Annotated in this window: 24 protein-coding genes and 1 pseudogene; 19 read left to right on the top strand and 6 right to left on the bottom strand. The window is 45.0% G+C overall.

Translation table 11 applies throughout. The features are described from left to right. Window positions 1-22: 22 nt before the first annotated feature. From M1K46_RS14275 to M1K46_RS14210, 14 genes and pseudogenes are all read left to right on the top strand, one after another. On the top strand, window positions 23-1,633 hold the full coding sequence (locus tag M1K46_RS14275; RefSeq protein ID WP_375162210.1) for a peptide ABC transporter substrate-binding protein: 1,611 nt from the start codon (window positions 23-25) through the stop codon (window positions 1,631-1,633). Between the two features lie 68 nt (window positions 1,634-1,701). Then, window positions 1,702-2,055 carry a DUF3899 domain-containing protein gene (locus M1K46_RS14270; RefSeq protein WP_256226489.1) on the top strand — a complete coding sequence of 118 codons (354 nt, stop codon included), beginning with the start codon at window positions 1,702-1,704 and terminating at the stop codon, window positions 2,053-2,055. Between the two features lie 27 nt (window positions 2,056-2,082). Continuing rightward, on the top strand, window positions 2,083-4,065 hold the full coding sequence (locus M1K46_RS14265; RefSeq protein WP_256226488.1) for a S9 family peptidase: 1,983 nt from the start codon (window positions 2,083-2,085) through the stop codon (window positions 4,063-4,065). Window positions 4,066-4,070: 5 nt separating this feature from the next. After that, complete coding sequence (locus M1K46_RS14260; RefSeq protein ID WP_309144592.1) at window positions 4,071-4,712, top strand: pyroglutamyl-peptidase I; 642 nt, start codon at window positions 4,071-4,073, stop codon at window positions 4,710-4,712. Then, window positions 4,688-5,893, top strand: a complete 1,206-nt coding sequence (locus tag M1K46_RS14255) for a M20 family metallopeptidase (protein WP_309144590.1) — start codon at window positions 4,688-4,690, stop codon at window positions 5,891-5,893. Before M1K46_RS14260 ends, M1K46_RS14255 begins: the two co-directional genes overlap by 25 nt. 185 nt (window positions 5,894-6,078) lie before the next feature. Then, complete coding sequence (locus M1K46_RS14250) at window positions 6,079-6,924, top strand: STAS domain-containing protein (protein ID WP_053355350.1); 846 nt, start codon at window positions 6,079-6,081, stop codon at window positions 6,922-6,924. A 25-nt stretch (window positions 6,925-6,949) separates the two neighbouring features. Next, the gene (locus tag M1K46_RS14245; protein ID WP_256226486.1) at window positions 6,950-7,426 is read left to right on the top strand and encodes a hypothetical protein; all 477 of its coding nucleotides are present in this window, start codon (window positions 6,950-6,952) and stop codon (window positions 7,424-7,426) included. 206 nt (window positions 7,427-7,632) lie between these two features. Then, the gene (locus M1K46_RS14240; protein WP_091007195.1) at window positions 7,633-8,256 is read left to right on the top strand and encodes a YhbD family protein; all 624 of its coding nucleotides are present in this window, start codon (window positions 7,633-7,635) and stop codon (window positions 8,254-8,256) included. 12 nt (window positions 8,257-8,268) lie between these two features. Then, window positions 8,269-8,991 (top strand): polymer-forming cytoskeletal protein, encoded by a 723-nt coding sequence (locus M1K46_RS14235; protein ID WP_256226484.1) that lies wholly within the window; start codon window positions 8,269-8,271, stop codon window positions 8,989-8,991. A gap of 23 nt (window positions 8,992-9,014) precedes the next feature. Continuing rightward, complete coding sequence (locus tag M1K46_RS14230; RefSeq protein ID WP_256226483.1) at window positions 9,015-9,725, top strand: cytoplasmic protein; 711 nt, start codon at window positions 9,015-9,017, stop codon at window positions 9,723-9,725. Between the two features lie 88 nt (window positions 9,726-9,813). Further along, window positions 9,814-10,011: pseudogene (locus tag M1K46_RS14225) on the top strand (pentapeptide repeat-containing protein); the annotation flags it as partial. 13 nt (window positions 10,012-10,024) lie between these two features. Beyond that, complete coding sequence (locus M1K46_RS14220) at window positions 10,025-10,786, top strand: ABC transporter ATP-binding protein (RefSeq protein WP_256226481.1); 762 nt, start codon at window positions 10,025-10,027, stop codon at window positions 10,784-10,786. A 2-nt stretch (window positions 10,787-10,788) separates the two neighbouring features. Then, the gene (locus M1K46_RS14215) at window positions 10,789-11,547 is read left to right on the top strand and encodes an ABC transporter permease (RefSeq protein ID WP_256226480.1); all 759 of its coding nucleotides are present in this window, start codon (window positions 10,789-10,791) and stop codon (window positions 11,545-11,547) included. Between the two features lie 158 nt (window positions 11,548-11,705). After that, window positions 11,706-13,238, top strand: a complete 1,533-nt coding sequence (locus tag M1K46_RS14210) for an MDR family MFS transporter (RefSeq protein WP_256226479.1) — start codon at window positions 11,706-11,708, stop codon at window positions 13,236-13,238. Window positions 13,239-13,318: 80 nt separating this feature from the next. On the opposite strand, the gene M1K46_RS14205 is transcribed toward M1K46_RS14210, so the two are convergent. Together M1K46_RS14205 and M1K46_RS14200 are read right to left on the bottom strand one after the other, a co-directional pair. Next, window positions 13,319-14,158 (bottom strand): protein phosphatase 2C domain-containing protein, encoded by an 840-nt coding sequence (locus M1K46_RS14205; protein WP_256226478.1) that lies wholly within the window; start codon window positions 14,156-14,158, stop codon window positions 13,319-13,321. Then, entirely contained in the window at window positions 14,139-14,603 is a 465-nt protein-coding gene (locus M1K46_RS14200) for an HIT family protein (RefSeq protein ID WP_256226477.1), read from the bottom strand. Before M1K46_RS14200 ends, M1K46_RS14205 begins: the two co-directional genes overlap by 20 nt. A gap of 92 nt (window positions 14,604-14,695) precedes the next feature. Here M1K46_RS14200 and M1K46_RS14195 point away from each other — a divergent pair, with 92 nt between their 5' ends. Continuing rightward, window positions 14,696-15,379 (top strand): diphthine--ammonia ligase, encoded by a 684-nt coding sequence (locus M1K46_RS14195; RefSeq protein WP_256226476.1) that lies wholly within the window; start codon window positions 14,696-14,698, stop codon window positions 15,377-15,379. Here M1K46_RS14195 and M1K46_RS14190 read toward each other — a convergent pair. The 3 genes from M1K46_RS14190 to M1K46_RS14180 all read right to left on the bottom strand — a co-directional run bounded on the left by M1K46_RS14190 (window position 15,366) and on the right by M1K46_RS14180 (window position 16,794). Then, window positions 15,366-15,680 carry a hypothetical protein gene (locus tag M1K46_RS14190; protein ID WP_053355341.1) on the bottom strand — a complete coding sequence of 105 codons (315 nt, stop codon included), beginning with the start codon at window positions 15,678-15,680 and terminating at the stop codon, window positions 15,366-15,368. The two genes, M1K46_RS14195 and M1K46_RS14190, sit on opposite strands and share 14 nt — an antisense overlap. Before the next feature lie 98 nt (window positions 15,681-15,778). Then, window positions 15,779-16,603 (bottom strand): serine/threonine protein kinase, encoded by an 825-nt coding sequence (locus M1K46_RS14185; RefSeq protein WP_256226474.1) that lies wholly within the window; start codon window positions 16,601-16,603, stop codon window positions 15,779-15,781. Window positions 16,604-16,608: 5 nt separating this feature from the next. Next, a complete protein-coding gene (locus tag M1K46_RS14180; protein WP_053355340.1) occupies window positions 16,609-16,794 on the bottom strand; it encodes a hypothetical protein in 186 nt (61 codons plus the stop codon). A 171-nt stretch (window positions 16,795-16,965) separates the two neighbouring features. Here M1K46_RS14180 and M1K46_RS14175 point away from each other — a divergent pair, with 171 nt between their 5' ends. The 3 genes from M1K46_RS14175 to M1K46_RS14165 all read left to right on the top strand — a co-directional run bounded on the left by M1K46_RS14175 (window position 16,966) and on the right by M1K46_RS14165 (window position 19,579). Next, window positions 16,966-18,618, top strand: coding sequence for a diguanylate cyclase domain-containing protein (locus M1K46_RS14175; protein WP_256226473.1), 1,653 nt, complete (start codon window positions 16,966-16,968; stop codon window positions 18,616-18,618). 61 nt (window positions 18,619-18,679) lie between these two features. Beyond that, window positions 18,680-18,925 carry a DUF3949 domain-containing protein gene (locus M1K46_RS14170; RefSeq protein ID WP_053355338.1) on the top strand — a complete coding sequence of 82 codons (246 nt, stop codon included), beginning with the start codon at window positions 18,680-18,682 and terminating at the stop codon, window positions 18,923-18,925. A gap of 117 nt (window positions 18,926-19,042) precedes the next feature. Further along, the gene (locus M1K46_RS14165) at window positions 19,043-19,579 is read left to right on the top strand and encodes a GNAT family N-acetyltransferase (protein ID WP_256226472.1); all 537 of its coding nucleotides are present in this window, start codon (window positions 19,043-19,045) and stop codon (window positions 19,577-19,579) included. Between the two features lie 196 nt (window positions 19,580-19,775). Here the strand turns inward: M1K46_RS14165 and M1K46_RS14160 are convergent, their stop codons facing one another. After that, a complete protein-coding gene (locus tag M1K46_RS14160; protein WP_305585348.1) occupies window positions 19,776-21,137 on the bottom strand; it encodes an alkaline phosphatase in 1,362 nt (453 codons plus the stop codon). A 369-nt stretch (window positions 21,138-21,506) separates the two neighbouring features. Here M1K46_RS14160 and helD point away from each other — a divergent pair, with 369 nt between their 5' ends. Continuing rightward, window positions 21,507-23,855, top strand: a complete 2,349-nt coding sequence (gene helD / locus M1K46_RS14155; protein WP_256226471.1) for an RNA polymerase recycling motor HelD — start codon at window positions 21,507-21,509, stop codon at window positions 23,853-23,855. Window positions 23,856-24,158 lie beyond the last annotated feature (303 nt).

Genomic DNA, 24,158 nt, shown 5'->3' with positions numbered 1-24,158 from the left:
GTATAGGATTATGACGAAAACATTGAAAAAGCGGTTTACTGGTCTGCTGGTTTTTATGCTTGTTATGTCAGTGCTCTCTGCCTGCTCTGGCGGAAGCAAAACCTCATCTACTGAAGGCGTGAAGCAGGAAATCACGTTAAACGCTCTGAGTGAGCCGCCTTCTCTTGATCCTGCACTTGCGACAGATACGACTTCCGGGTGGATTCTTGATCATTTATACGAAGGGCTGTACATGAAAAACAAAAGCGGTGATTCGGTCAAAGGCCTGGCGAAGGACGTAAAAGTATCATCCGATAAAAAAGTCTATACTTTCAAACTCCGTGATGATGCGAAGTGGTCTGATGGAGATCCTGTAACTGCCGGTGATTTTGAATACGCGTGGAAGCATGTGCTGAATCCTAAAACAGGCAGCTCTTTTGCTTTTTATATGTATTACATAAAAGGAGCTGAAGCGTATAACAAGGGCAAAGGCTCTGTGGATGATGTAGGGGTAAAAGCTCTAGACGACAAGACCCTCAAGGTTGAGCTCGCGGCACCAACTGGATTCCTTGAAAAGCTTCTTTCTTTCTGGGTGTATTACCCTGTGAAAAAAGATTCAGCGGAAGGAAATAAAAACTGGGCAGGAGAAGCAAAAGATTATGTGAGCAACGGACCTTACAAACTAACAGAATGGAAGCATAACCGATCCGTAGTCATTGAGAAGAACAAGAATTATTATGGAAAAGACGATGTGAAGATGGAAAAGGTGACGTGGAAGATGGTGAATGATGCCACAACCTATTATCAAATGTACAAATCAGGTGAACTCGACCTGATTCAAACCCTTCCATCCGATGTGATCGCACAGGAAAAAGATAATAAGGAGTACAAAGTAACACCTTATTTCGGAACGTACATGTACATGTTCAATATCGACAAAGAACCATTTAACAACCAAAAAGTGCGTGAAGCCTTCAACCTGGCGATCGACAGAAAAATGATTACAGACAAGATCACGCAAGCTGGAGAAAAACCGGCTATGGGCTTTGTGCCATATGGAGCAGAAGTAAACGGCAAAGACTTTAGAAAAGAAAAAGAGCAGTATTTTAAAGAAGATGTGAAAAAGGCGAAACAGCTGATAAAAGAAGCGATGAAGGAAGAAGGATGGAGCAAGTTCCCTGAAACTGAGCTGACCTACAACACCCTCGAAAGCCATAAGAAGATTGCCGAAGCAGTTCAGGAAATGCTGAAAAAGAACTTGGGCGTCGATGTGAAATTAACAAACCAGGAATGGAAAACATACTTGGACACTACAAAACAAAAGAACTTCCAGATGGCGCGTATGGGTTGGATCGGCATCTACGTGGATCCGACACCAATTCTTGATTACTATCTAGGAGACAGCCCGAACAACAGAACAAACTGGGTCAATCCAAAATATGATCAGCTTCTCGCACAATCCAAAACAGAACAGAATGAAGGAAAACGAATGGAACTGCTTCATCAGGCAGAAGATGAACTTATGAAAGACCTTCCTTTTCTTCCGGTATACTATTACTCTAATAACTATTTAACTTCCAAGAAGTTTAAAGGAATTGTCTATCCAATTAACCGTTATCCGTATGTCCGTTGGGCAGAAAAAGTGTCTGAATAAACAGAATGGAGGACAGTCTGCCCCATTGGCAGACTCCTCCTCTTTTGCTTCGATGGAGGTGTTTATACATGAGGTTTTTAGCTGCAGGACTTTTATCTGCAGGAGCCTGGAAGGCATACATGCTGCTGTTTGATATAAAAGGTATAGAAGCTATAAATCAATCATTTTTACTGGGGCTATTATTTTTGGTGGGCGGTGTAGGCGCAATCATATCAGGAACAGGTTTTCTACATCTGCTGACAAAAGTAGTCAGAGCAGCTAACCCAGTGTTTTTCCGCAAACACTATGCGGTGAGTGCAGCAGAGAAAGAAATGGCAGCTTCAATAAAAGAGAGGACGTTGTCAAATCCGGCAATCTTCTTATTAGGTATTGGCACGGGATTAAGTGTTTGCTCCATTCTACTGTTAATCTTAGTTTATTAGCATTTTAATAGAAAGAAGGAAACTCACATGTTACCTGGAATAAGTGCAGAAGATTTATACAGGCTCAAATTTGTAAGCGACCCTCAAGTGTCTCCGGACGGGGAAAAGGTTGCCTATACCGTAAAAAGGATCAATAAAGATAAAAACTATGAATCTCATCTTTATATTTGCACATTGAGTTCAGGGGCTACTGTTCAATGGACGAGAGGAAGCCACAATGATACCAGTCCAAGATGGTCGCCTGACGGTAAGCTGCTATCATTTGTTTCAGACCGAAGCGGCAAGAACCAGATTTGGCTGATTTCTGCAGAAGGCGGGGAAGCCGAGCAGCTGACTTCAAATGAGGGCGGTGCTTCTAGCCCGGTTTGGTCTCCAGATGGAAAGTCTTTGCTTGCGGCGATCACCGTGAAGAAAGAGACGGATGGAGAGAACAGGCTGCGGCCGCTGGAAGTAACTGAGCTTCAGTACAAAGCAGACGGAAGAGGCATGCTGAAAGGCGAGTATTCTCAGCTCTTTCTTATCGATAGGGAGACAAGAAACGAAACACAGCTGACATCAGGGCCGAACGACCATTTTGGTGCGGCTTGGTCACCAGACGGCGATAAGATTGCTTACAGTAAGAGCAGGGCAAATGAAGATACGGTTTCTTATGCATCTGATCTGGTGATCCAGCAGCTGGGAGGGGAAGAAAAAATCGTCAGCCATGGAACCGGAGCATTTACTGATCCGGTATGGTCGGCAGATGGCGAATACCTGGCCTATTTCGGCCAAACATTTGAGCATGGCAGCGCGACCCTCGGTAATTTGCATGCTGTACATCTGGATAGCAGCGTAACGGTATGTTTGACCAAGAATTTTGATGAACATGCCGGTGACGCTGTGATCGGCGATATGCACTACGGACACGCAGCACCAAAGGCTGCCTGGTCAAAGGATAGGAAGGGACTTTATTTTATCGCCACTTTAAACGGAAACTCTTCGCTGCACTATGCCACGCTTGAAGGAGAGGTTTCGCAGATCACAAATCAAGACTGTCATCTGTATGGGTGCGCGGTTGATTCAGAAAATGGCTATGCAATCTTTGCTGCAAGCTCACCGGTCATCCCGGGGGATTTATTTTATGCTTCTCTGTCCAATTTAGCCGAAGAAGTAAGGCTGACAGATGTAAACAGTGAGGTACTATCCGAAATCGTTCTATCACATCCAGAGGAATTCAGATTTACAAATGATGAAGGCAATTCGGTTCAGAGCTGGCTTTTGAAGCCTCCCGGATTTGAAGAAGGAAAAAAATACCCCCTCGTGCTGGAAATCCATGGCGGCCCGCATGGGATGTACGGCAATACGTTCTTCCATGAGCTGCAGATGCTGGCAGCATCCGGCTATGTGGTCCTTTACAGCAATCCGCGCGGCAGCTACGGCTACGGCCAGCAGTTTGTCAAAGCATGCATGGGGGATTACGGCGGCGGAGATTACCGTGATCTGATGGCTGCTGTAGATTATGTTTTATCACATTATGATTTTGTGGATATGGAACAGCTTGTCGTTACTGGAGGAAGCTACGGAGGCTTTATGACGAACTGGATCATCGGCCGCACATCCCGGTTTAAAGCTGCTGTTACCCAGCGGTCCATCTCCAACTGGCTGAGTTTTTACGGAGTCAGCGATATTGGATTTTATTTTACGAAATGGGAGGTCGGGTACCATCTTTTTGAGGACCCTGAAAAACTGTGGCAGCACTCGCCCTTGCGGCTGAGCAGCAGGATGGATACGCCGCTTCTCATCCTGCATGGCGAAGAGGATTACCGCTGCCCGATCGAGCAGGCAGAACAGCTGTTTATCGCTTTAAAACAGCAGGACAAAAAGGTGAAGTTTGTCCGTTTTCCAAAGGCTGATCATAACCTTTCACGAAATGGCGATCCTGGATTAAGGGTTGCGCGGCTTCAGTATATCGTGAGCTGGTTTGACCAACAGCTGGAAGAGCTTGAGAATAAGGGGGGGGGCGATTCTTGAAAAAAATGCTGCTGACCGGGTTTGAGCCATTCCTGGATCATCCTTTTAATCCGACAGAATTTATTGCAACCGAGCTAAACGGCAAAGTCATTGGAGGATATGAGGTAAAAGGGCGGGTGCTCCCTGTGGAGTACGGAAGGTCTGCTAACGAGCTGATTTCCCATTATGAAGAACTGCAGCCCGATGCGGTTATCATGCTCGGGCTGGCCGTTGGCCGCAATCGGATTACCCCTGAGCGGGTGGCCATCAATGTGAATGACGGGCCAATCGATAATAGCGGAGAAGAGATGTCTGACATGCCGATTATCGATGGAGGACCAGCGGCCATTTTTTCGACTCTTCCCGTCAGAAAATTTGCGAAAATTTTAAATAAAAGAGGTATTCCTGCAGAACTATCGAATACTGCAGGTGCCTACCTTTGTAATAATGTCATGTACAGTATGCTGCATCACTTGGAAAAATCAAAACTCGATATACCTGCTGGCTTCATTCATGTTCCTCCGTCCTATGAGCTGGCTGTGAACGACCGGTCCATTTCCGGATGGCCAAAGGAAACACTGCTGAACGCTATTGAAGTCGTGATTGATTCACTGGATAAAAAAATAACGGGAGATGAGCAGAAGTGGAAAAATTATATGACCGATTAAAAGAATTGTATCCAGAAATGGTGAAGATCCGCCGGCATCTGCATGAAAATCCCGAGCTTTCGTTTGAAGAAGTAGAAACACCGAAATATATCGCAGCCTATCATGAAGCGTTGGGACACGAAGTACGCAGAAATGTCGGGGGAAGAGGAGTCGTTGCTGTGCTTCGCGGCGGCAAGCCTGGCAAAACGGTAGCTCTTCGTGCGGATTTTGATGCACTGCCGATTCAAGAAGAAAATGATGTGGAATACAAATCGAAAGTCGATGGTGTCATGCATGCCTGCGGACATGACGGTCATACTGCCACATTGCTTGTCCTGGCTAAAGTGCTGAACAGCCTGAAGGATGAGCTCGAAGGAACGCTCGTTTTTATCCATCAGCATGCGGAAGAACTTGCTCCTGGAGGGGCGATTGCCATGATTGAGGATGGTTGCCTGGATGGCGTAGACGTTATTTTTGGCACCCATCTTTGGGCGGTTGCACCGTTCGGCTGCATTGAACACCGGATAGGTCCTTTTATGGCAGCGGCCGATAAGTTTGATATTGTTATCCAAGGAAAAGGAGGCCACGGTGCACAGCCTCACCTTACAAAAGATGCGGTGGTAATAGGTTCACAGCTTGTTATGAACCTGCAGCAGCTTGTCAGCCGCCGTGTCAATCCGCTGGAGGCAGCCGTCCTGTCAGTTGGCGCTTTTGAAGCGATCAACGCCTTTAACGTTATTGCGGATACAGCTAAAATTACAGGCACTGTCCGTACGTTTAAAGAAGATGTCAGGGCATTGATGGAGCGGGAAATTGAACGAGTTGTGAAAGGAACGTGCATGTCTGCTGATGCGGGCTATAGCCTGTCCTACAAGCGCGGATATCCACCAGTCGTCAACCATAAAGAAGAAACTGATTTTATAGCAAGGATTGCAAAGGATGTTCCTGGCGTTACAAAGGTTGTTGAAGGTGAGCCGCAAATGGGCGGCGAGGACTTCGCCTATTTTCTGGAGCATGTGAAGGGAACGTTCTTCTATACAGGTGCACAGGATGAAAGCAAGAGTGAAACGTACCCTCATCATCACCCGAAATTTAACATTGATGAAAGAGCCATGCTCGTTGCGGCCAATACATTGGGAGCTGCATCATTGACCTTTTTGAAGGAAGCAGCAAAGAAAGAAGAGGCTGCTGTAATAAAATAGAAAGAGAACGAGAGCTGGTTCCGCACAGGCAAAAACGACAAGCCGGACCAGCTTTTTAAATGTTTAGGCGACACCTCTTCGTTTAGACAATTTTTGCAAGGATGCCCCAAAAATAAAGGGAATACTTTTATATTACAAGAATGAGAAAAGAGAACATTTCTTATCCTTGGAAGGAGAAAATACTAATGGAACAGTATGAGCAAAAGAAGATTACTGACTTTATCATCCTGCACAGAGAAGATTTTCAAAATAAGCTGTTATCCGAGGCTGTAGAAGTCGCAGCGAAAATAAATGATATTTTACAATCAGGAAATATTGATCTTTTGAAAAACGCTGAGAAGCTGGTAACGTATGTCGTGGAAAGGAAAGAAACTGAACTTACTTCCTTTGCTCAGCAAGAGGGGGTGGCTTGGGCAAAGCATTCTTTAACCCTTACTCTTAAACTGGAGTGGGTACATGCAATTAGAAGGACGCTGTGGCACTATCTGTTTGAATATGATCAACAGAACACATATGGACTCAGCATTTCAGACTATAGAGAAACGTTTTTTCAGATGGAGAAGCGGATCAATGACGGCATCGATAAATTTCTTAATAGTTTTTTCATAAGCTATTCGGCTTATAAAGATGAATTAATCAACGCTCAGCGAAAAATGGTTGAGCATTTATCGGTTCCTATTATACCGATCAATCCTCATATAGCGGTTCTTCCTTTAATCGGGGTTATTGATGTATACCGTGTGCATACCATTGAAGAAAAAGTATTAACGGACATTTCGAATTTAAAAATACGAACGTTAATTATGGATCTATCAGCCATTACAGATATGGATATTGATGTGATCCACCATTTTCAAAGAGTACTGAGCGGCGTTTCATTGATGGGATGTGAGGCGGTCATTACGGGTCTGCGTGCGGAACTCGTCAGGAAAATGATTCATTTGGATGTTTCGTTTGATGAGCACGCGGCAACTAAAGGTACGCTTCAGCAAACGTTAGCCGAATATTTTAAAGACGGTCTGCATTCATAAATTATTTCTAGTAGGGGGTATCACATTGAAAAAAACAATATCCAGGCTGCCGATGCCTGCTGGTCTAAGAATAGAACTTTCCAGAGCAGCCGGGCTGGATAACGAAACACTGTTTCGCGCACTGAAAGAAAAAGATGTGAAAGCCTTACGGCCAGCGGGAGAAAACTTGGATTGGGAGTACATGTTTTCGTATGCTGAACAGCATGAAGAAGAAGTAAAAGTAGCGATCTATCATGGCTACGAATTTAAATTCCTGACGATCAATGGATTGAGGAACTATTTGAAGATATGCTTTGGTTTCAAGGATGGCCATGAATTTGATGTCAGTGAAGAAGGAGTTTTTTCACTGAAAATCAATGCGGAAGATGTAAAAGAGCTGGAGGGGGCACTGCCCGGTCACTGGAATCTTTCAACGCTGGATGTGCCAGAAGAAAAAGATGGCCGAAGAAAGATCCAGATCAAGCCAGCCGCTCTTGAGCAAAACAAAGCAGCAGGAAGCTAAAGAACGCTTGTAACTTAATGAAAAAATAGGGTAGCGGCAGAATATCATGTTCTGCCGCTTTTTGTTGTTTTTGGTGCCAGGCACTGCGATTACACAAGTGTCAAAAGCCGGTGCCTGGCACCAATAAAATAAATTTACATATACTGTATTTACAAACGTAACAGTGTTATGTTACATTGATATCAGAAGAGAAAGGAGCCGGTAACTTGATCAATGAACTGATATCAAAAAAAGACCTGTTGGATTTGGCTGGAATTTCTTATGGACAGCTGTACCGCTGGAAAAGGAAAAACCTCATTCCTGAAGAGTGGTTTGTGCGTAAATCAACGTTTACAGGGCAAGAAACATTCTTCCCGAAGGATAAAGTGCTGGAACGGATCGACAAGATTCAATCGATGAAGGAAACGCTTTCGCTCGATGAACTTGCAGAACGGTTCTCACCTTCCGTAAAAACGGAAACCAAAATCACTAAAGAAGAACTGCTGCAGCGAAACATTGTTTCGAAAGCGGTCCTTGATCTGTATTTGAATGAAAATGGAAATATCGAGCAGTTTCAGTTTGATGAACTGCTGGAAGTGTTTATCTTAGATAAGCTGCTGACTTCCGGAGACATCAGTCTCGACGAAGGAAAGATGCTCCTTCAAGTTCTTAAGGAAGCCCGAGGTTCACTCAGCAAGAGCAAATACGAACTTTTGTTTATCCGAAAGCTTGGCGTTACTTCATGCCTGCTGCTGTCAGGAGCAGAAAGTATAATGGTTGACCAGGGATCAAAAGTGACAGTTAGGCTTTCCGTAACGAGCTGTGTAGAAGAGCTAAAAACAAATTTGTAATGGAGGATGATTATGCAAAGCGGGATCAAAGGAAATCTCACCATCAATGGATACGGATCATCGAATGGCGGACATTTCGAGCAGGTCAAACTGAATGGCAGAGGCATTGTGAACGGCAGTATTGAATGTGTCCGGTTTGAGTGCAATGGGTCGGGAACTGTATATGGTCATTTAAAAATGCAAGATGCAAAAATCAGCGGAAGCGGAAAAGTTAAAGGTGCAGTGGAGGGAAACGATTTTGCCATTGAAGGGCACGGCTCAGTGTCCGATAGCGTCAGCCTAACCAACAAAATGAAATTATCAGGTTCAGGAAAAATTGGGGGCAGCCTTAAAGCCGATGAAATCAAGATCAATGGAAAAGCAACAATTGCAAACGATTGTGAAGCTGAAACCTTTAAAGCGGACGGCCAGTTTACCATCGGAGGCCTCTTGAGTGCGGATCATATTGATATCAGACTTTACGGTGATAGCTCTGTAACCGAAATGGGTGGCCAGTCCATTAAAGTAAAAGGAAAAAAGGGGCGTTTCTTTCATCTTTTCAAAGCCTTTTTCCCTGTCAAGCTGACAGTAAAATTAATTGAAGGCGATGACCTTGAGCTTGAAAGCACAAAGGCGGATGTCGTTCGGGGGAACAATGTTACGATCGGCCCTGATTGCGAAATTGATTTGGTTGAATACCAAGGGACACTCCATCAGGATGATAACGCAAAGGTAAGAGAAATCAAAAAAATATAACCACAAACGGAATGAGGATTACAATGGCGAAAGCAAATAACCTTATGATGAACGGTTCAGGAAGCGCATCGGGAGGCTTGTACAATAAAGTGAAAATTATGGGAGAGGGAACCATTACTGACGATTTTGAATGTGCCCTTTTTAAAACATACGGATCGAGTGAGGTGTCCGGGAACGCCAAAGCGGAGGTTTTTGAAATTTTTGGCGAGACCGAAGTGAAAAAGAATTTGGACGCGCGAAACATGAAAGTACTTGGAACGCTTTCAATCGGAGAATCAGCAAAGATCGAAAACACAAAGATCCTAGGAACGGTGGAGGTTGCCGGAAGATTTACCGGGGATAAGGTGGACCTCAAGGGCAGTATAGTTGTTAAAGGGGATCTTGAAGCGGAGGAATTTGTATCAAGCGGCCTTTTTGAGGTTTCGGGCCTGTTGAATGCAGATGTTATTGACGTCAAGCTGAGGTACAGCACGAGCCATGTTCAAGAGATGGGCGGAGAAACAATTCGTGTCCAAAAGAAAGGCGCCTTCCTGCCTTTCATGAAAAATGAAGGATATCTTGAAGCTAAGACCATTGAAGGTGATGATATCTTTCTGGAAAATACAACGGCTGATGTGGTGCGGGGGAAATTCGTACGGATCGGTTCTGGCTGTGAAATTGGATTGGTTGAGTACTATGAAGAGTTTAAGGCTCTATCTGGATCGTCGGTTAAAGAACACCGGAAAATAGATTAAGAGGATAAAAATTTGAAGGCAGTCGCCAGGAGCCAGGAGGAATATGAATGAAACTGCTTCTCCGTCAAAAGCGGGTATGGGAACCCTTGAAAAGGCAGCGATAAAAGAAGTTTCGTTTAGAGGCGCAACACTCAAAAATGTGTCTTTCATTTCGAGGATTACCTTGTCTAAGAAATATTACCGTGCTATTAAATCCATCTGTTTTGATGGCGCAATGATGGATAAACTGACCTATGCAGCGCTAAAAGGCAAGGAAGCAGATTTATCAAAGGTTACTGTTATATAAGGAGGAGAAGAATATGCCAAACAAGTCCATTCAAGTAAAAGGTTTGCAAAAATCCTTCAAGAAGCTTCAGGTCCTTAAGAGTGTAGATTTCGAGGTGGAAAAGGGAGATATTTTTGCTCTGCTTGGCTCCAACGGTGCAGGTAAGACAACGATTGTCAAAATCCTCACCACGCTGCTGAAACCTAATGGAGGGACTGCCTTCGTAAACGGATTCGAGGTTGTGTCAAAGGACGATGAAGTGCGGCAGTCAATCAGCCTGACCGGGCAATTCGCCGCTGTGGATGAGGTTTTGACAGGGCGGGAAAATCTGATCATGATTGCCAAACTGCGGCACCTTAAACATCCACGCCAAGTAGCGGATGAGCTGCTAAAACGGTTCAGTTTGCTGGAGGCCGCTGATCGCAGGACGTCTACTTATTCAGGCGGCATGCGCCGCAGGCTCGATATCGCCATGAGCCTTGTGGGAAAACCGCAGATTATTTTCCTCGACGAACCGACTACCGGGCTAGACCCCGAGGGGCGCATCGAGGTTTGGAAGATAGTCAAAGAACTTGCTGAGAGCGGTACGACTGTATTCTTGACCACTCAGTATTTGGAGGAGGCTGAACAGCTTGCAGATAGAATTGCCATTTTGCATGAGGGCAGGATTATTGCCAACGGCACGCTTGAGGAACTGAAAAAGCTATTTCCACCTGCAAAGGTGGAGTATGTGGAAAAACAACCTTCATTGGAAGAGATCTTCCTCGCAATCATCAATAAAAAGGAGGAAAAGTAACAATGAATACACATTTTTTCAGCGACATGGGTGTTATGCTTGGACGTTCCATGCGCCATATTTTGCGAAGCATGGACACCATCATTACGGTCAGCATCACGCCGATTGCATTATTGCTGCTGTTCGTCTATGTGTTTGGCGGTGCAATCCAAACCGGTACGGATAATTATGTGAACTACCTGATGCCCGGCATATTGCTGATAGCGATTGCGAGTGGTATATCTTATACGGCTTACCGCCTGTTTTTAGATAAGCAAAGGGGCATATTTGAGAGGTTCCACTCCATGCCGATTACACGTTCCACCGTGTTGTGGGGGCACGTGCTAACCTCGCTGGTATCCAATGCCATTTCTGTAGTCGTAATCATTCTCGTAGCGCTCATTATGGGCTTTCAATCATCGGCCGGGGTGCTGTCATGGCTCGCTGTAGCCGGTATACTCGCGCTGTTTACGCTCGCCCTGACTTGGATCGCGGCGATTGCCGGACTGTCCGCAAAATCGGTGGACGGTGTAAGCGCCTTTTCCTATCCTCTAATCTTCCTGCCGTTTATCAGTTCAGCGTTTGTACCAACCAAGTCGATGCCGTCGGCAGTTCGCGCCTTTGCCGAAAATCAGCCGGTAACCTCTATAGTGGAATCCATTCGTGCGTTGTTGTCAAGTCAGCCAGTGGGTAATGATATATGGATTGCTCTTGCGTGGTGCGTTGGAATTATGATAGTGGCTTATGTCTTTGCAATGAGAACGTATAAAAAGCGTGTATGAAGAATGTGACGAAAAAATAGTTTAGCAGAGGTACAGCTATAACCGCAATAAAAGGCACCACAAGGAATGGTTCAGGAAGCTTATTCGGCGGCATATAACAATAAGGCCGGGTTTAATAAGGGATTGAAAAAATTAAAACGTGTATAGGGAGAATTAAAATGAGTCAAAAAAGGAGCAGGTTAGGATTTGTAGTAGCGGGGCTGCTGCTTGCCATCCTGATGGCATCGATGGATAACACGATTGTTGTTACTGCGATGGGAACGATCGTGGGTGATCTGGGCGGCCTTGAAAGCTTTGTATGGGTTGTCTCTGCTTACATGGTAGCTGAAATGGCAGGAATGCCGATCTTCGGGAAGCTGTCGGATATGTACGGCAGAAAACGATTCTTTATTTTTGGACTGATTCTGTTTATGGCAGGTTCTTCACTATGCGGAACGGCCGACAGCATTCTTCAGCTCGGCATCTACCGGGCGATTCAGGGGATTGGCGGAGGAGCTTTGATTCCGATAGCGTTTACCATTGTTTTTGATATCTTTCCTCCAGAAAAGCGAGGAAAGATGGGCGGACTGTTTGGAGCGGTCTTCGGGCTTTCCAGCATTTTCGGTCCCCTTTTGGGAGCTTATATCACCGATAACATCAGCTGGCATTGGGTTTTCTACATTAACCTGCCGCTCGGAATCCTTGCGTTAGTATTCGTTGGCTTATTCTACAAAGAATCACACGTTCATACGAAGCAAAAAATTGACTGGCTCGGAGCTGTTACGCTGATTGGAGCAGTTGTTTGCCTTATGTTTGCGCTGGAGCTCGGCGGTCAGAAGTTTGATTGGGACTCTTGGCAGATCATCAGTCTGTTTGCCGGCTTTACTATCCTGTTCCTGCTGTTCCTGGGAGTGGAACGAAAAGCGGAAGAACCGATCATCTCCTTTAAAATGTTTCAGAACCGCTTGTTTGCGGGGAGCACTGTTGTCGCGTTCTTTTATGGTGCTACTTTCATGGCTGCTACCGTTTATATTCCTATTTTTGTTCAAGGCGTGTACGGTGGAACAGCGACCAACTCAGGGCTGATCCTGCTGCCGATGATGCTGGGTTCTGTGGTTTCAGCACAGATCGGAGGCTTCCTTACTTCTAAAATGAGTTATCGCAGCATCATGTTCCTTTCTGGAGTCATCATGATTGCTGGATTTGCTTTATTGAGCACGATCACGCCGGATACAAGCAGACTGGTACTAACGCTGTACATGATCGTCGTCGGTCTTGGAGTAGGATTCTCCTTCTCGGTTCTCAGCATGGCCGCTATCCATAATTTCGGCATGCATCAGAGGGGATCCGCTACATCAACGAGCAACTTTATCCGTTCACTCGGCATGACGCTCGGAATTACCATCTTCGGTACGATTCAGAGGAGCGACCTGGCATCACTGCTCAAGGAAACATTTAAAGGAATGGGAGGAACGATGCCGGGCAGCGGAGCAGGCGATGCCCGACAGATTCTTTCTGAACAGGCGAGGGCGGCGATTCCGGCGCCAATACTGGAAAAGATCACCGCCGCCTTGTCCGGCTCCATCGTCCATACCTTCATGTGGGCACTCATTCCGGCAGCGGTTGCCTTCCTGTTCGTCTTCCTCATGAGCAAGGACCGAATGACGGTGCCAGGCACCGGCGTTACACAAGTATCAAAAGAAGGTGCCTGACACCCGAAATATGACACCCGAAATAAAAAAACGCGATGCCAAACTATTCGGCACCGCGTTTTCGCGTTTTTTACGTTCTTTTATTCTTTTCTCAGCTCTGGCGGAACGCGACCGTCGCTCGGTTCGCTTCCTTCTTCTGTGTTATGTACTGTCCAGGCTATCAATGTGGCACTGTCGCGGCAATGATGAGTCTCCACCGAATGCAGAAGCCGCTGTACACCTTCCTCCACCATGCTGTCATCAGCAAACTGACGATACACCTTCTCCGCATCCTCAAAACCAGCATCAGGGCACTCAATCATCCCATCCGTAGCAAGAAGCAGTACGGTTTTTCCTTTGCGAAGCTCACGCACACCTGAGCTGTAACTAGGAACAGGCAATTCAAACGTATTCACCTTCCCGATCCACTCATAAAAGTTCCGCTGATTCAATTGATACTGCTTAAAGTCCGCAAGTTCAGGATGGAACAGATAGAGCACGCAATCGCCGATTGAAAGCCACCACACATAATTTTCTTTGCGGAACGCGATCAGGCAGGCGGTTTCACCTTTTACCCTTTGGCACTTCCCGCGAAATTCAGCGCTCTTAAACAACGAAACTATGCGTGACTCCACCTCTGTAAAACAATCAGGTGCCTGAAGTCTGACCGCTTCAAGCAACCGCTCTTTTTCAGCTTCCAGCTCTTCAACGACAAGCTGGGCACTCACTGCACTATAATGGGCATCCAGGATGACGGCAAACTCCCAATCTCCCTTTTCGCAAGCCCATACGAGGCATCCGTCTTCATTCTTATTGGCACCAGAAAGAGAGTTTCCACCATATCTTCCGACCGTGATATGATGAAGGGAAGAGATATCAGGCTGATCAATATAAGTATGAGAGCTGCCGACCCAGTTTATTTCATTCATTAACTGTTTCATAATCCATCTCCATATGTGCTCTCAGCCTCTCGCACACCGCATCGACTTCTTCTCCGGTGCCGTACGGAGCGTTCTCCCAGTCTAATACTTCCCGTGGCCCCCAGTACTCTTCAGGTGTCCCGGGATAGCGGGGAGTAAGATGCATGTGAAGATGAGGAACACCATGTCCGGAAACACGGGCGTAAATGTGTTCGGCTCCTTCGCTTTTTTTGAGGGCTTTGCTGATCCTTGCCATGGCCATCCCAAAAGACTTTGCTTCTTCCAGGTTCATATCAGCCAATGTAGGCACATGGCGCTTTAAATCAATCATGACATAGCCGAGATAAGCCGGGTTGCAGCCTTTATCGATATGTCCGATGTATACATAATCATCTTCGAAAATCATTTTTCCGGCTGTGTTTATCGTACCTTTGTGCTTGTTGCATATAAAACAGGAATCACTCATACAGGACAGCCCCCTTTTTAGATTTTTTTCAAATTATATACGATATCAGTTAATTAAGGAATAGTTTTCCAAATGATAGAGGAGGAATCATAATGGCTAAAAGATGGGCGCTCTCATGGAGTGGAGGAAAGGATGCGTGCATGGTGCTTGATCAGCTTGTGAAACAAGGAGAAGAAGTGGCATGTCTAATGACGACCCTTCCGAAAGAAATCGGCCGAACGTTTGGACATGGAGAGAGAACAGAACTCATTCAGGCCCAGGCTGATGCACTCGGCGTTCCGCTTGAATGGATTCCGTGTTCTTTCGAGTCATACACAGCTAATTTTATATCAGAGCTAAAATCCTTCAAACAAAAATACAAATTGGATGGAGTGGCTTTCGGTGACCTGTATTTGGATGAACACAGACAATGGGGCGAAAACGTTGCCGAACAAACGGGTCTCGAAGCCGTTTACCCGCTATGGATGAAAAAAGAAGAAGCACCTTCAGCATTAAAAAATTTCGTTGAGTCTGGATATAAAGCTAAAATTATTAGAGTATCCAACGCGCATCTTGAAGAGAAGTGGCTGGGAAGAGAAATAGACGCTTCGTTCTTAAACGATATTCAAGAAACCGGCATCTGTCCGATGGGGGAGGCGGGCGAATACCACAGTTACGTATACAGTGGACCGCTGTTTCGCCGTGCCATTCCCGTAACATCGGGTGAAATCGTAGAACTCGAAACAACAAAGCGAATGGAGCTCTCATTGCAATCAGCAGCAATCAATAGGGAGTGAGCCAGCCTGGAAAGGATAATGGCGGCCATGGCGGAAACGGATAGGAGATGGAGTAGGAGTAAGGAGATGGGTAGGGTGAATAGTACGGTGATGAATAATGCGGAAATGAATAAGGAGAAGAAAAGGATAATGGCACGGGAGGATGAGGAGCCGTCGTGAAAGGCACCGCAGGAACAGCAGGAACGGCAGGGACCCCTGGTACAGCCGGCACAGCTACGGCAACTCGCCCGTATAAATCAAGTATTCTCCCATGATCAAGCCATCCGCAATGATGGTGCTGATCATCAAAAAGAGGAAGCATATGAACCCTCCTGTCATTTAAACGTCACACTAAATTATTCAAGGATTGGAAGAAAGTGAACAGAGAGAAAAGGAGAACTGAGACCAGTTCTCCTTTATTTATATCGTTTTCATTTCATGTTTGTTTTCGGGCAGCAGAAAGCTTATTTCATCAATGATTTCTACTGCAGACCTGAAGCTCTCGTCGATCTGAAGCAGTCTTCTTATCAGTCTGTGGACTTCCGGAGACAATGTAAGCTCTTCCTCCCAGCTTTTTTCTTTCTTTGTATCAGGTTCATAATTCGAATAGAGCAGAAACAGGAGAAAGTGGCCAAGAGCATAAAAGTCACTTTCGACAGATACCTCTCGCATCAGATTATTAACTGTCTTGCGCTGATTATGGTGTTCTTGTTTTCTGTAAAGCCTGCAAGCAAGACCGAAATCGATAATGTGCAATTTTCCATGGTCCGAAATAATATTGGGAATACGGAGATCCCGATGAACGATTCCTTTTTCATGGAAGGAACTGATAATGATCAGCACCTCTTTCAAAACGGCAAGAGCTTCCACCTCCGTATAGCGAATGCCCTCTTCAAAAATTAAATCCTCAAACGTTTTTCCGGAAACATAATCCATAACAATGAACCGGCCCTTATCCTGCCCTGCTTGATGAACAGAAGGGATGGAAGGACATTTTAGCTGCTTATGAATTCCGGTCTCCCGCTCAAAGAATTGCCGGCCAGCTTTTGTCCAAGCCTTTGTTTTCCTCAGCTGCTTAACCGCCACTGTTTTTCCGGAATCCTTATCTAAAGCTGTATAAGTAATTCCGTAACTCCCCATGCCTAGCATTTTATTGATCCGATAACGGCCAAATAGGATAGTGCCCGGCTTAAGCGGCCGGTCTAGGATCAGCCGATACAGATCCTTTGCCCAATGAAACATCATGGATATCAGCTGCTGAAGAAGCCGCTTTTTCTGCGTTTTCCTTTGTAATAAGAATGACCATGGCTTTTTCCGTAATGTTTTTTCCCATGGTCGCTGCTGCTGAACTTCTTATATGAATGTTTATGATAATCACTGCTGCTGTATCGTTTGTGGCTTCCGCCAAGTAATGATTTCAATAATTTTTTTAACATGAAAAATCAACTCCTTTCCTAACTATACGGCTCTACTTCAGTTTAGTTTCATTTTTGCCCAAATTTGCTGTAGGCTAATCCATAGAAATTACGTGAAGAAACTGCAACAAAAAGATTTTCTGCCGATATTAGAATAGTATTTTACTTGTTGTAGAAAGTGAGCAAACCAAGTTGTCTATTAAGCTAAGAACACTAGTCGCACTAACAATTGCTATTTTGATTTTTATTTTGTCGGGCATTTTAAGCATCACCATCAGCAAGAGGTCGGGAGCTGATTTTAAAAAGGAAATTGGAGTAACGCTGTCACAGAACGCCTATCAGATGGCTGATAAGCTGGATTACTTTATGTGGTCGCGTTATGGTGAGATTAAAGTGCTGAGTGAACTCGATCAGCTTAAAGAACAGAAGCACCTGGAAAGCATTGAAAAAATGCTAAATCGTCTGCATGACAGCATTCCCTCGTTTTCATGGGTTGGTCTGACTGATAAAAAAGGCAATGTCATCGCATCCACACAAGGAATTTTAAAAGGTAAAAACATTGAGGAACGCCCTGTATTCCAGCGAGCGAAAAAGGCTCCTTTCATAGGAGATGTCCATGATGCGGTTCTTCTGGCAAAGCTGCTTCCTAATCCGTCCGGTGAGCCGGTGCAGTTCGTGGATATCAGCATACCTGTATATAGGAAAAACGGCGATTTCAAAGGGGTATTGGCCGCACACCTGAGCTGGGAGTGGTCAAGAGAGATCCGGGATACTGTATTGCAGCCCATGAAAAGTGAGAGGGGAAGTACAGAAATTTTCATTGTCAGCGCCAAACAGAACACGATCCTTCTCGGTCCAAAGCATTTGCTTGGAAAACCATTGCATCTTAAAAGTGTAAAACAGGCACAGCAAAAGAAAAATAATTGGAACCTTGAGAGATGGCCGGATGGAAAAACTTATTTAACCGGTTATGCATTGGGACAGGGTCATTTGGACTATCAAGGTCTCGGTTGGGCTATCATTGTCAGGCAACCGGAAGATGCTGCATTTATTCCTGCAAAAAACCTCCAGTCCTTTATCTTGTTTTTTGGAGGTATTTGTTCAGTGCTGTTCGCAATTGCCGGCTGGCTGCTCGCAGGAAAAATTGCAGGTCCGCTGCAGCAAATTACAAACGCAGCCTATGAACTTCGTAAAGGAAATAGAGTAGAGATTCCGCAAGTGAGAGGGATAAAGGACATTGAGGTTCTTTCGTCTTCCCTTCGAAATCTTGTTGCTTCATTAAGTGAAACAGAATCAGAGCTTGGCAGAATGGAAGATCTGGCGCATAACGATGCATTGACTGGACTGCCGAACCGCCTCTCCCTTTATTTGCAGGTTGAACAGGCTATCCGGAGTGCAAGGGTGGTTGCTGACGGGTATTTCACTCTTCTGTTTATGGATTTAGATGGCTTTAAGTATGTCAATGATACATACGGCCATCATATCGGCGATGAACTTCTGAAGGAGGTAGGAAAACGGTTAAAACGGAGCCTGAGGAAAGGTGAGTATGTCGCCAGATTGGGAGGAGATGAATTTGTTCTTCTCATCGAATCTTCATCAGGTGAACCGATTGAGGAAGGGAAGCGGATCGGGAGCAGGATCATCAGTGTGCTTAATGAACGTTTTATGTTCAATGGAAACAGTTTAACAATCGGCTGCAGCATTGGCGGTGCAGTTTGGCCCATGAACGGTGAAGATATTGAAGATGTGATGAAGCTGGCAGATCAGGCGTTATATCTTTCAAAAAAATCAGGTAAAAACCAAGTTAATTTTATCGATCTTCCATCAATACAAGCCGTGCAATAAGAAAAGAAAATGTACTGAAAAGAAACAGATGTTATAATATGGAAAAAAGAGGAGAGGTTTCATGACATCTGCGTATATCTTTTTCGGAGCTATTGCCATTCTGTATTTTATCATTATGATTCCTATTCAATATTCCTATATTTCCGGGATGAAAGAGCGGAGCCGAAACACTTCGTTAAGCCAGCAGGAAATGTATGATCAAATGCCAGTACAGGAAGAGCAGCTTCATTATCATGTGCAGGGCAACCTTTTTAATCTGCCGTCTGCTCTTGTCGCCAGTCTGATTTATAAATTGAAACATCGATAATGTTCTAAAAGCAGCGGTGCTTATTAAAAAGCGCTGCTGCTTTTCCTATGTCATTTAGTTGTTTTTTTACCGAATAGTTGATAATTTAAAAAGGAATGCGGAATGAGGAGGATCAGCTTGAAGAATTTTAACATTACAATTCCAGCAGTCAATCATGAAGTCCGGGCGTTCCAGGCTGCTGCAGGGGATACAGAGGAAGTTATGGCATTGCTTGTCCGGACAGCACAATGGCTGCAGAGCAAAGGATCGACGCAGTGGAGCGAACTGCTTGAAGGTAAAGATGTTCATGGAATGGCTCAATCCATTTTAGACGGAGACGTGTTCGTTTTTAAAAATAAAGAAAATAAAATGGTAGGGGTGGTCATGCTCCCTCAGAAGGCGAGTGCTTGGGATCTTGAGCTTTGGGGAGATGATTTTGAGGAAGCGATCTACCTTCACCGTCTGGCGATTGACCGAAACACCGCTGGGAAAAATTTGGGAGCAGATATCCTGGACTGGGTAACGAATGGCATTTCGTTTAACGGAAAATCCGTCATCCGCCTGGACTGCATTGCCAGCAATGAAAGCTTAAACCGGTTCTACAGCGGTGCTGGCTTTACGTTTCGCGGAACAAGTGAAAGCGGCTTTAACATCTATGACAAGCCGAAACAATAAAAGAAAAGCCATGGTTGTAATGTCTAGCTCCAGCGCCCAGGGTTGAAAACGGAAGTACCGTTTTCAACATAAGTCCTCGGAGGACGAAATGAAAAATCACAATTCGTCTTTGGTCGCTTCACTCTTTCACCTCAACACAAAAAGCGTGTTGCTGCGTAAGAGTTCCAGCGCTTGTCAGACTTGAACAGGACTTTTCTTATTTCCCTGTATGAATGATTTTGAAGATGTTTTTCGCCTGATCGGTATTGTTGATTAACCCGGCGAACTTCTCCTTGCCTGGTCCGTACGCATAAACGTTAACATCCTCGCCCGTATGGCCTGTGGTTGTCCAGCCTGTGTTGGAACGGAGATCGGCTATTTTTTCGATGGCAGCATCGATTTTAACCATATCTTTTGTTTTTGCAGCTTCTTTTACACTATGGATCTCAGACTCGGTTAACGTAAGATCTATATATTTTTGCAGTGTTTGTTCCACATCAGCTCCTGATGCAATGGTTTCACCGAGGAAATCAGGTGTGCGCTTAAAGGCTCTAACCGGATCAGCGAACCAGTTGTATTTGCCGTTCGCTCCGATTGATAAACCACCGGTTGAGTGGTCTGCTGTGGCGACAACGAGTGTATGCTTGTCCTTTTTGGCGAACTGGACAGCAGCCTGAAAGGCTTTTTCAAAGTCCTGCATCTCGCTCATCGTTCCGACGATGTCATTATCATGCTCCGCCCAGTCGATCTGGCTGCCTTCAACCATCAGGAAGAAGCCGTCTTTATCCCGGTCAAGCCTCTGGATCGCAGAGTTGGTCATCTCTTTCAGGGAAGGGAGGTCATGATTGCGGTCGATCATTTTAGGCATTCCGCCCTTAGAGAAAAGACCCAGGATCTGTTCGTTCTTGTTATGAAGAAGCTGTTCTTTAGTTGTAACATAACTAAAGCCTGCATTTTTGAACTCGTTCACCAAGTTTCTGTCATCACGGATAAAGTTGGCTGAACCACCCCCGAGGAGCACATCCACTTTATGTTTGCGGTTAATTTTCTCATCAAAATAGTCACTGGCAATCTCGTTCATGTTTTTTCGACTCGGGTCATGGGCACCGAAAGAAGCGGGGGTAGCATGGGCAAGTTCTGAGGTAGCAACTAGTCCGGTAGATTTACCGCGAGCCTTTGCGGCCTCAAGGACAGTCTTCAATTCAGATTTGTCATTGTCAACAGCAATGGCTGCATTGTACGTTTTTTCCCCAGTCGACATGGCTGTGGCAGCAGAAGCTGAATCCGTTATGTTCTCATCAGGGTCATCAGCATAGGTCATTTGTTTACCGACAAAATAGCGGTCAAATGCTGTTTTCTCCATTTCAACCGTATTCAGATCATCTTTCCAGTAGCGCAGTGCGGTTGTAGCCGCAGGCCCCATACCATCACCGATCAGAAAGATCACATTCTTAATTTCCGGTTCCTTTTTTGTATTAAGGTTTTTGGCATCACCATGCATTGAGGTTGAAAGGCCACCAAGCCCGACAGCAGTTACCAAGGCCAGCGGAAGCCAGCGTTTAAAATTATCCCTTATCATTGTCGTCCCCTCCTGTAATTTTTTTATATTTATTTGTCAAATTAAGTATATTCATAATCTTTCAGGCACTCAATGGACCATAGGTATTGCCTAAATGGTACTAGATTACAAGAGGTGCTGAGGTGGTAAACAAAGGAGTTGACACAAAAAAAAGAGCCAGGAACGTTCCCATGGCTCTTTAGCAGTTTTATTTACTCAATTATTTAGAAAAAGCATTGCTTGACGTACAGCCGGTGTGCTAAAATGAAGTTTGCGACTTACCGGAAATTGTTAATATAAGATTAAATCTACCCAAGTTTATTATAATAGGTAAGTGGTAGTTTTGTCAAGAATTTTAGCATGGAAATTTGCAGATAAAGGAGAGGGGTTATGAACCAGTGGGAAACAGAATGGCAAAGAGAACAGGAACGCGTTAATTCGGTTGTTGATCAAGTAAAAAAGAAAATGAATGTTCTTGAGGAGCATCTTGGCGGGAAAAAAGAAGATGTGGTCCAGATCAGAAAAGACTTCTGGGAAGATGTGACCGTCAATTTTGATGATGCGCATGAGGCAGCAGAAACCGCAGCCAGTATTAAGCAGCAGGCAGAATTGCTGTCTGAATTGGAACGCAGCCATAAAAACGCTGAAGACCAGAAAAAAAGCCTTGTAAAACTGAGTGACTCCCCTTACTTCGGAAGAATAGATTTTAAAGAAGTGAAGGATGCCAAGACAGATCGAATTTATCTCGGAATCGCTTCGTTTTATGATGAAAAGGCAGATGAATTTCTAGTATATGACTGGAGGGCGCCCATCTCCAGTCTATACTATGACCATTCACTTGGCAGAGCGGAATACGAGGCGCCAGAAGGTACCGTTTCAGGAGAGATGGAGCTGAAACGGCAATATATCATTCGGAATGCCCAGATCAAGAGCATGTTTGATACGGGTGTGACCATTGGCGATGAATTGCTGCAGGAAGTACTGAGCCGGCAGGCTAATCCTCAGATGAAAAGTATCGTGGCCACTATCCAAAAAGAACAGAACCAAATTATCCGGAATACGAAGGGGAACCTTCTGATTGTTCAAGGAGCTGCCGGGTGCGGAAAAACGTCAGCGGCCCTTCAGCGTGTCGCTTACCTCTTATATCGATACAGAGAAACACTTTCGGCCAACCAGATCGTACTCTTTTCTCCCAACAACGTGTTCAACAGCTATGTCTCAAACGTTTTGCCTGAGCTGGGTGAAGAAAATATGCTGCAGACGACGTTTCAGCAGTATGTGTATCACCATCTTGGTGATTCCTACGATCTTGAAGATCCGTTGGAACAGATGGAGGCCGTACTTACTGAGGAAGACCATCCGGATCACAAAGTCAGGCTGGAGGGCATCCGTTTTAAAGCGTCGCTTGATTTCATGAACGTGATTGAAGCGTATATCACTCATCTGCGCAATGAGGATATGCTCTTTAAATCTGTTTCATTTAGAGGGAGAGTCTTGGTCTCAGCAGAACAGATCAAAGAAAAATTCTATTCTTACTCCTCTTCGGTTTCCATTCCGAACCGCATGAAGCTCGTATCCGAATGGCTCGTGAGTGAGGTCAGGAAACGGGAAAAGACCGAACGGAAAGAACCGTGGGTGGAAGAAAAAATACAGCTGCTCGATAAAGAAGTGTACGTCAGGCTCTATCAAAAACTAATGAAGAAAAAGCAATACACGGAAGATTCGTTTAATGATTTTGAACAGGAGCAGAGACTGTTATCGGCGTATGTGGTTTCCAAAGCATTTAAGCCATTGAAAAAGAGGATCAAGTCCTTAACGTTTATTAATCTTAAGGCGCTGTACATGAGGCTGTTTACAGGCGAGGGGTTATCCTGGGAGAGGGAGGAGAAGTATCTGCTTCCTGGCAGCTGGAAAGAAATCTCCAGGCTGACTGCTGAAACATTAAGCAATGGAGAACTTTTATATGAGGATGCAACTCCTTACTTATATTTAAAAGAACGGCTGGAAGGGTTTCAGACCAATACGGCAGTACGCCATGTATTTATAGATGAGGCACAGGACTATTCTCCGTTTCAGTTTGCCTTCATTCAGCGCCTGTTTCCACGAAGCAAAATGACCGTTTTGGGTGATCTCAATCAATCGATTTATGCCCATTCCACGGGTGATGCGTTTCAGATGCTGTATGAGCGTTATGGAAAAGACCATACAGAACGCATTATTTTAACGCGAAGCTATCGTTCCACAAGACAGATCGTTGAATTTACACGGGAAATGCTAAATGAGAAGGAATCCATCATTCCCTTTAACCGTGATGGAGAAAAGCCGGTGCTGAAACAGTACGAAAAGAAAGAGGACCATACTCGAGCCATTGCAGGCACGATCCGTAAACTGCAGGATAAACAGGTAAAGACGATCGCTGTGATATGCAAGACCGCGAAAGAATGTGAGGAAGCTTACGAAAGCCTGAAAGACCAGGTTCATGTAGAACTCATGAAGAAAGATTCTTTTTCTTTCAAGCAGGATACGCTGATCATTCCATCTTATCTTGCTAAAGGGATCGAGTTCGATGCGGTTCTGGTATACAATGCGTCAAATTTGCAATACGGCAAAGAAAGTGATCGCAGGCTGTTTTATACGGTGTGTACCCGTGCCATGCACGAACTGTATCTGTTTTCCCGTGGAGCGATTTCTCCGTTCATCACTGCGGTTCCTCAAGATTCCTTTGTGAGAGAAAATTGACAAAAAACCTGCCCGAAATGCAGTTTTCCAAGACATGAAACCTGTCTTAAAAGCAGTTTTCCAACATCATGAAACCTGCCTTAAAAGCAGTTTTCCAACATCATGAGGGGCTGTCCAGAAAGTCGAAAATTGACCTTCAGGCAGCCCCTTTTTGGCTTGAAAAATCTTCAATGAAAAGTTAATTGAAGTGGAAGATGCGAGACTCCTGCGGGACTAGCGTGACAGGTGAGACTCCCGCCGGTGCTTGCACCAAGAGGCTCACCGCACGCCCCGCGGAAAGCGAGCAGCCTGGAACGGAAATCA

Source organism: Fictibacillus sp. WQ 8-8 (genome assembly GCF_024494405.1).
Lineage (GTDB): Bacteria > Bacillota > Bacilli > Bacillales > Fictibacillaceae > Fictibacillus_C > Fictibacillus_C marinisediminis.
This window is presented reverse-complemented; position numbering and strand designations above follow the sequence as displayed.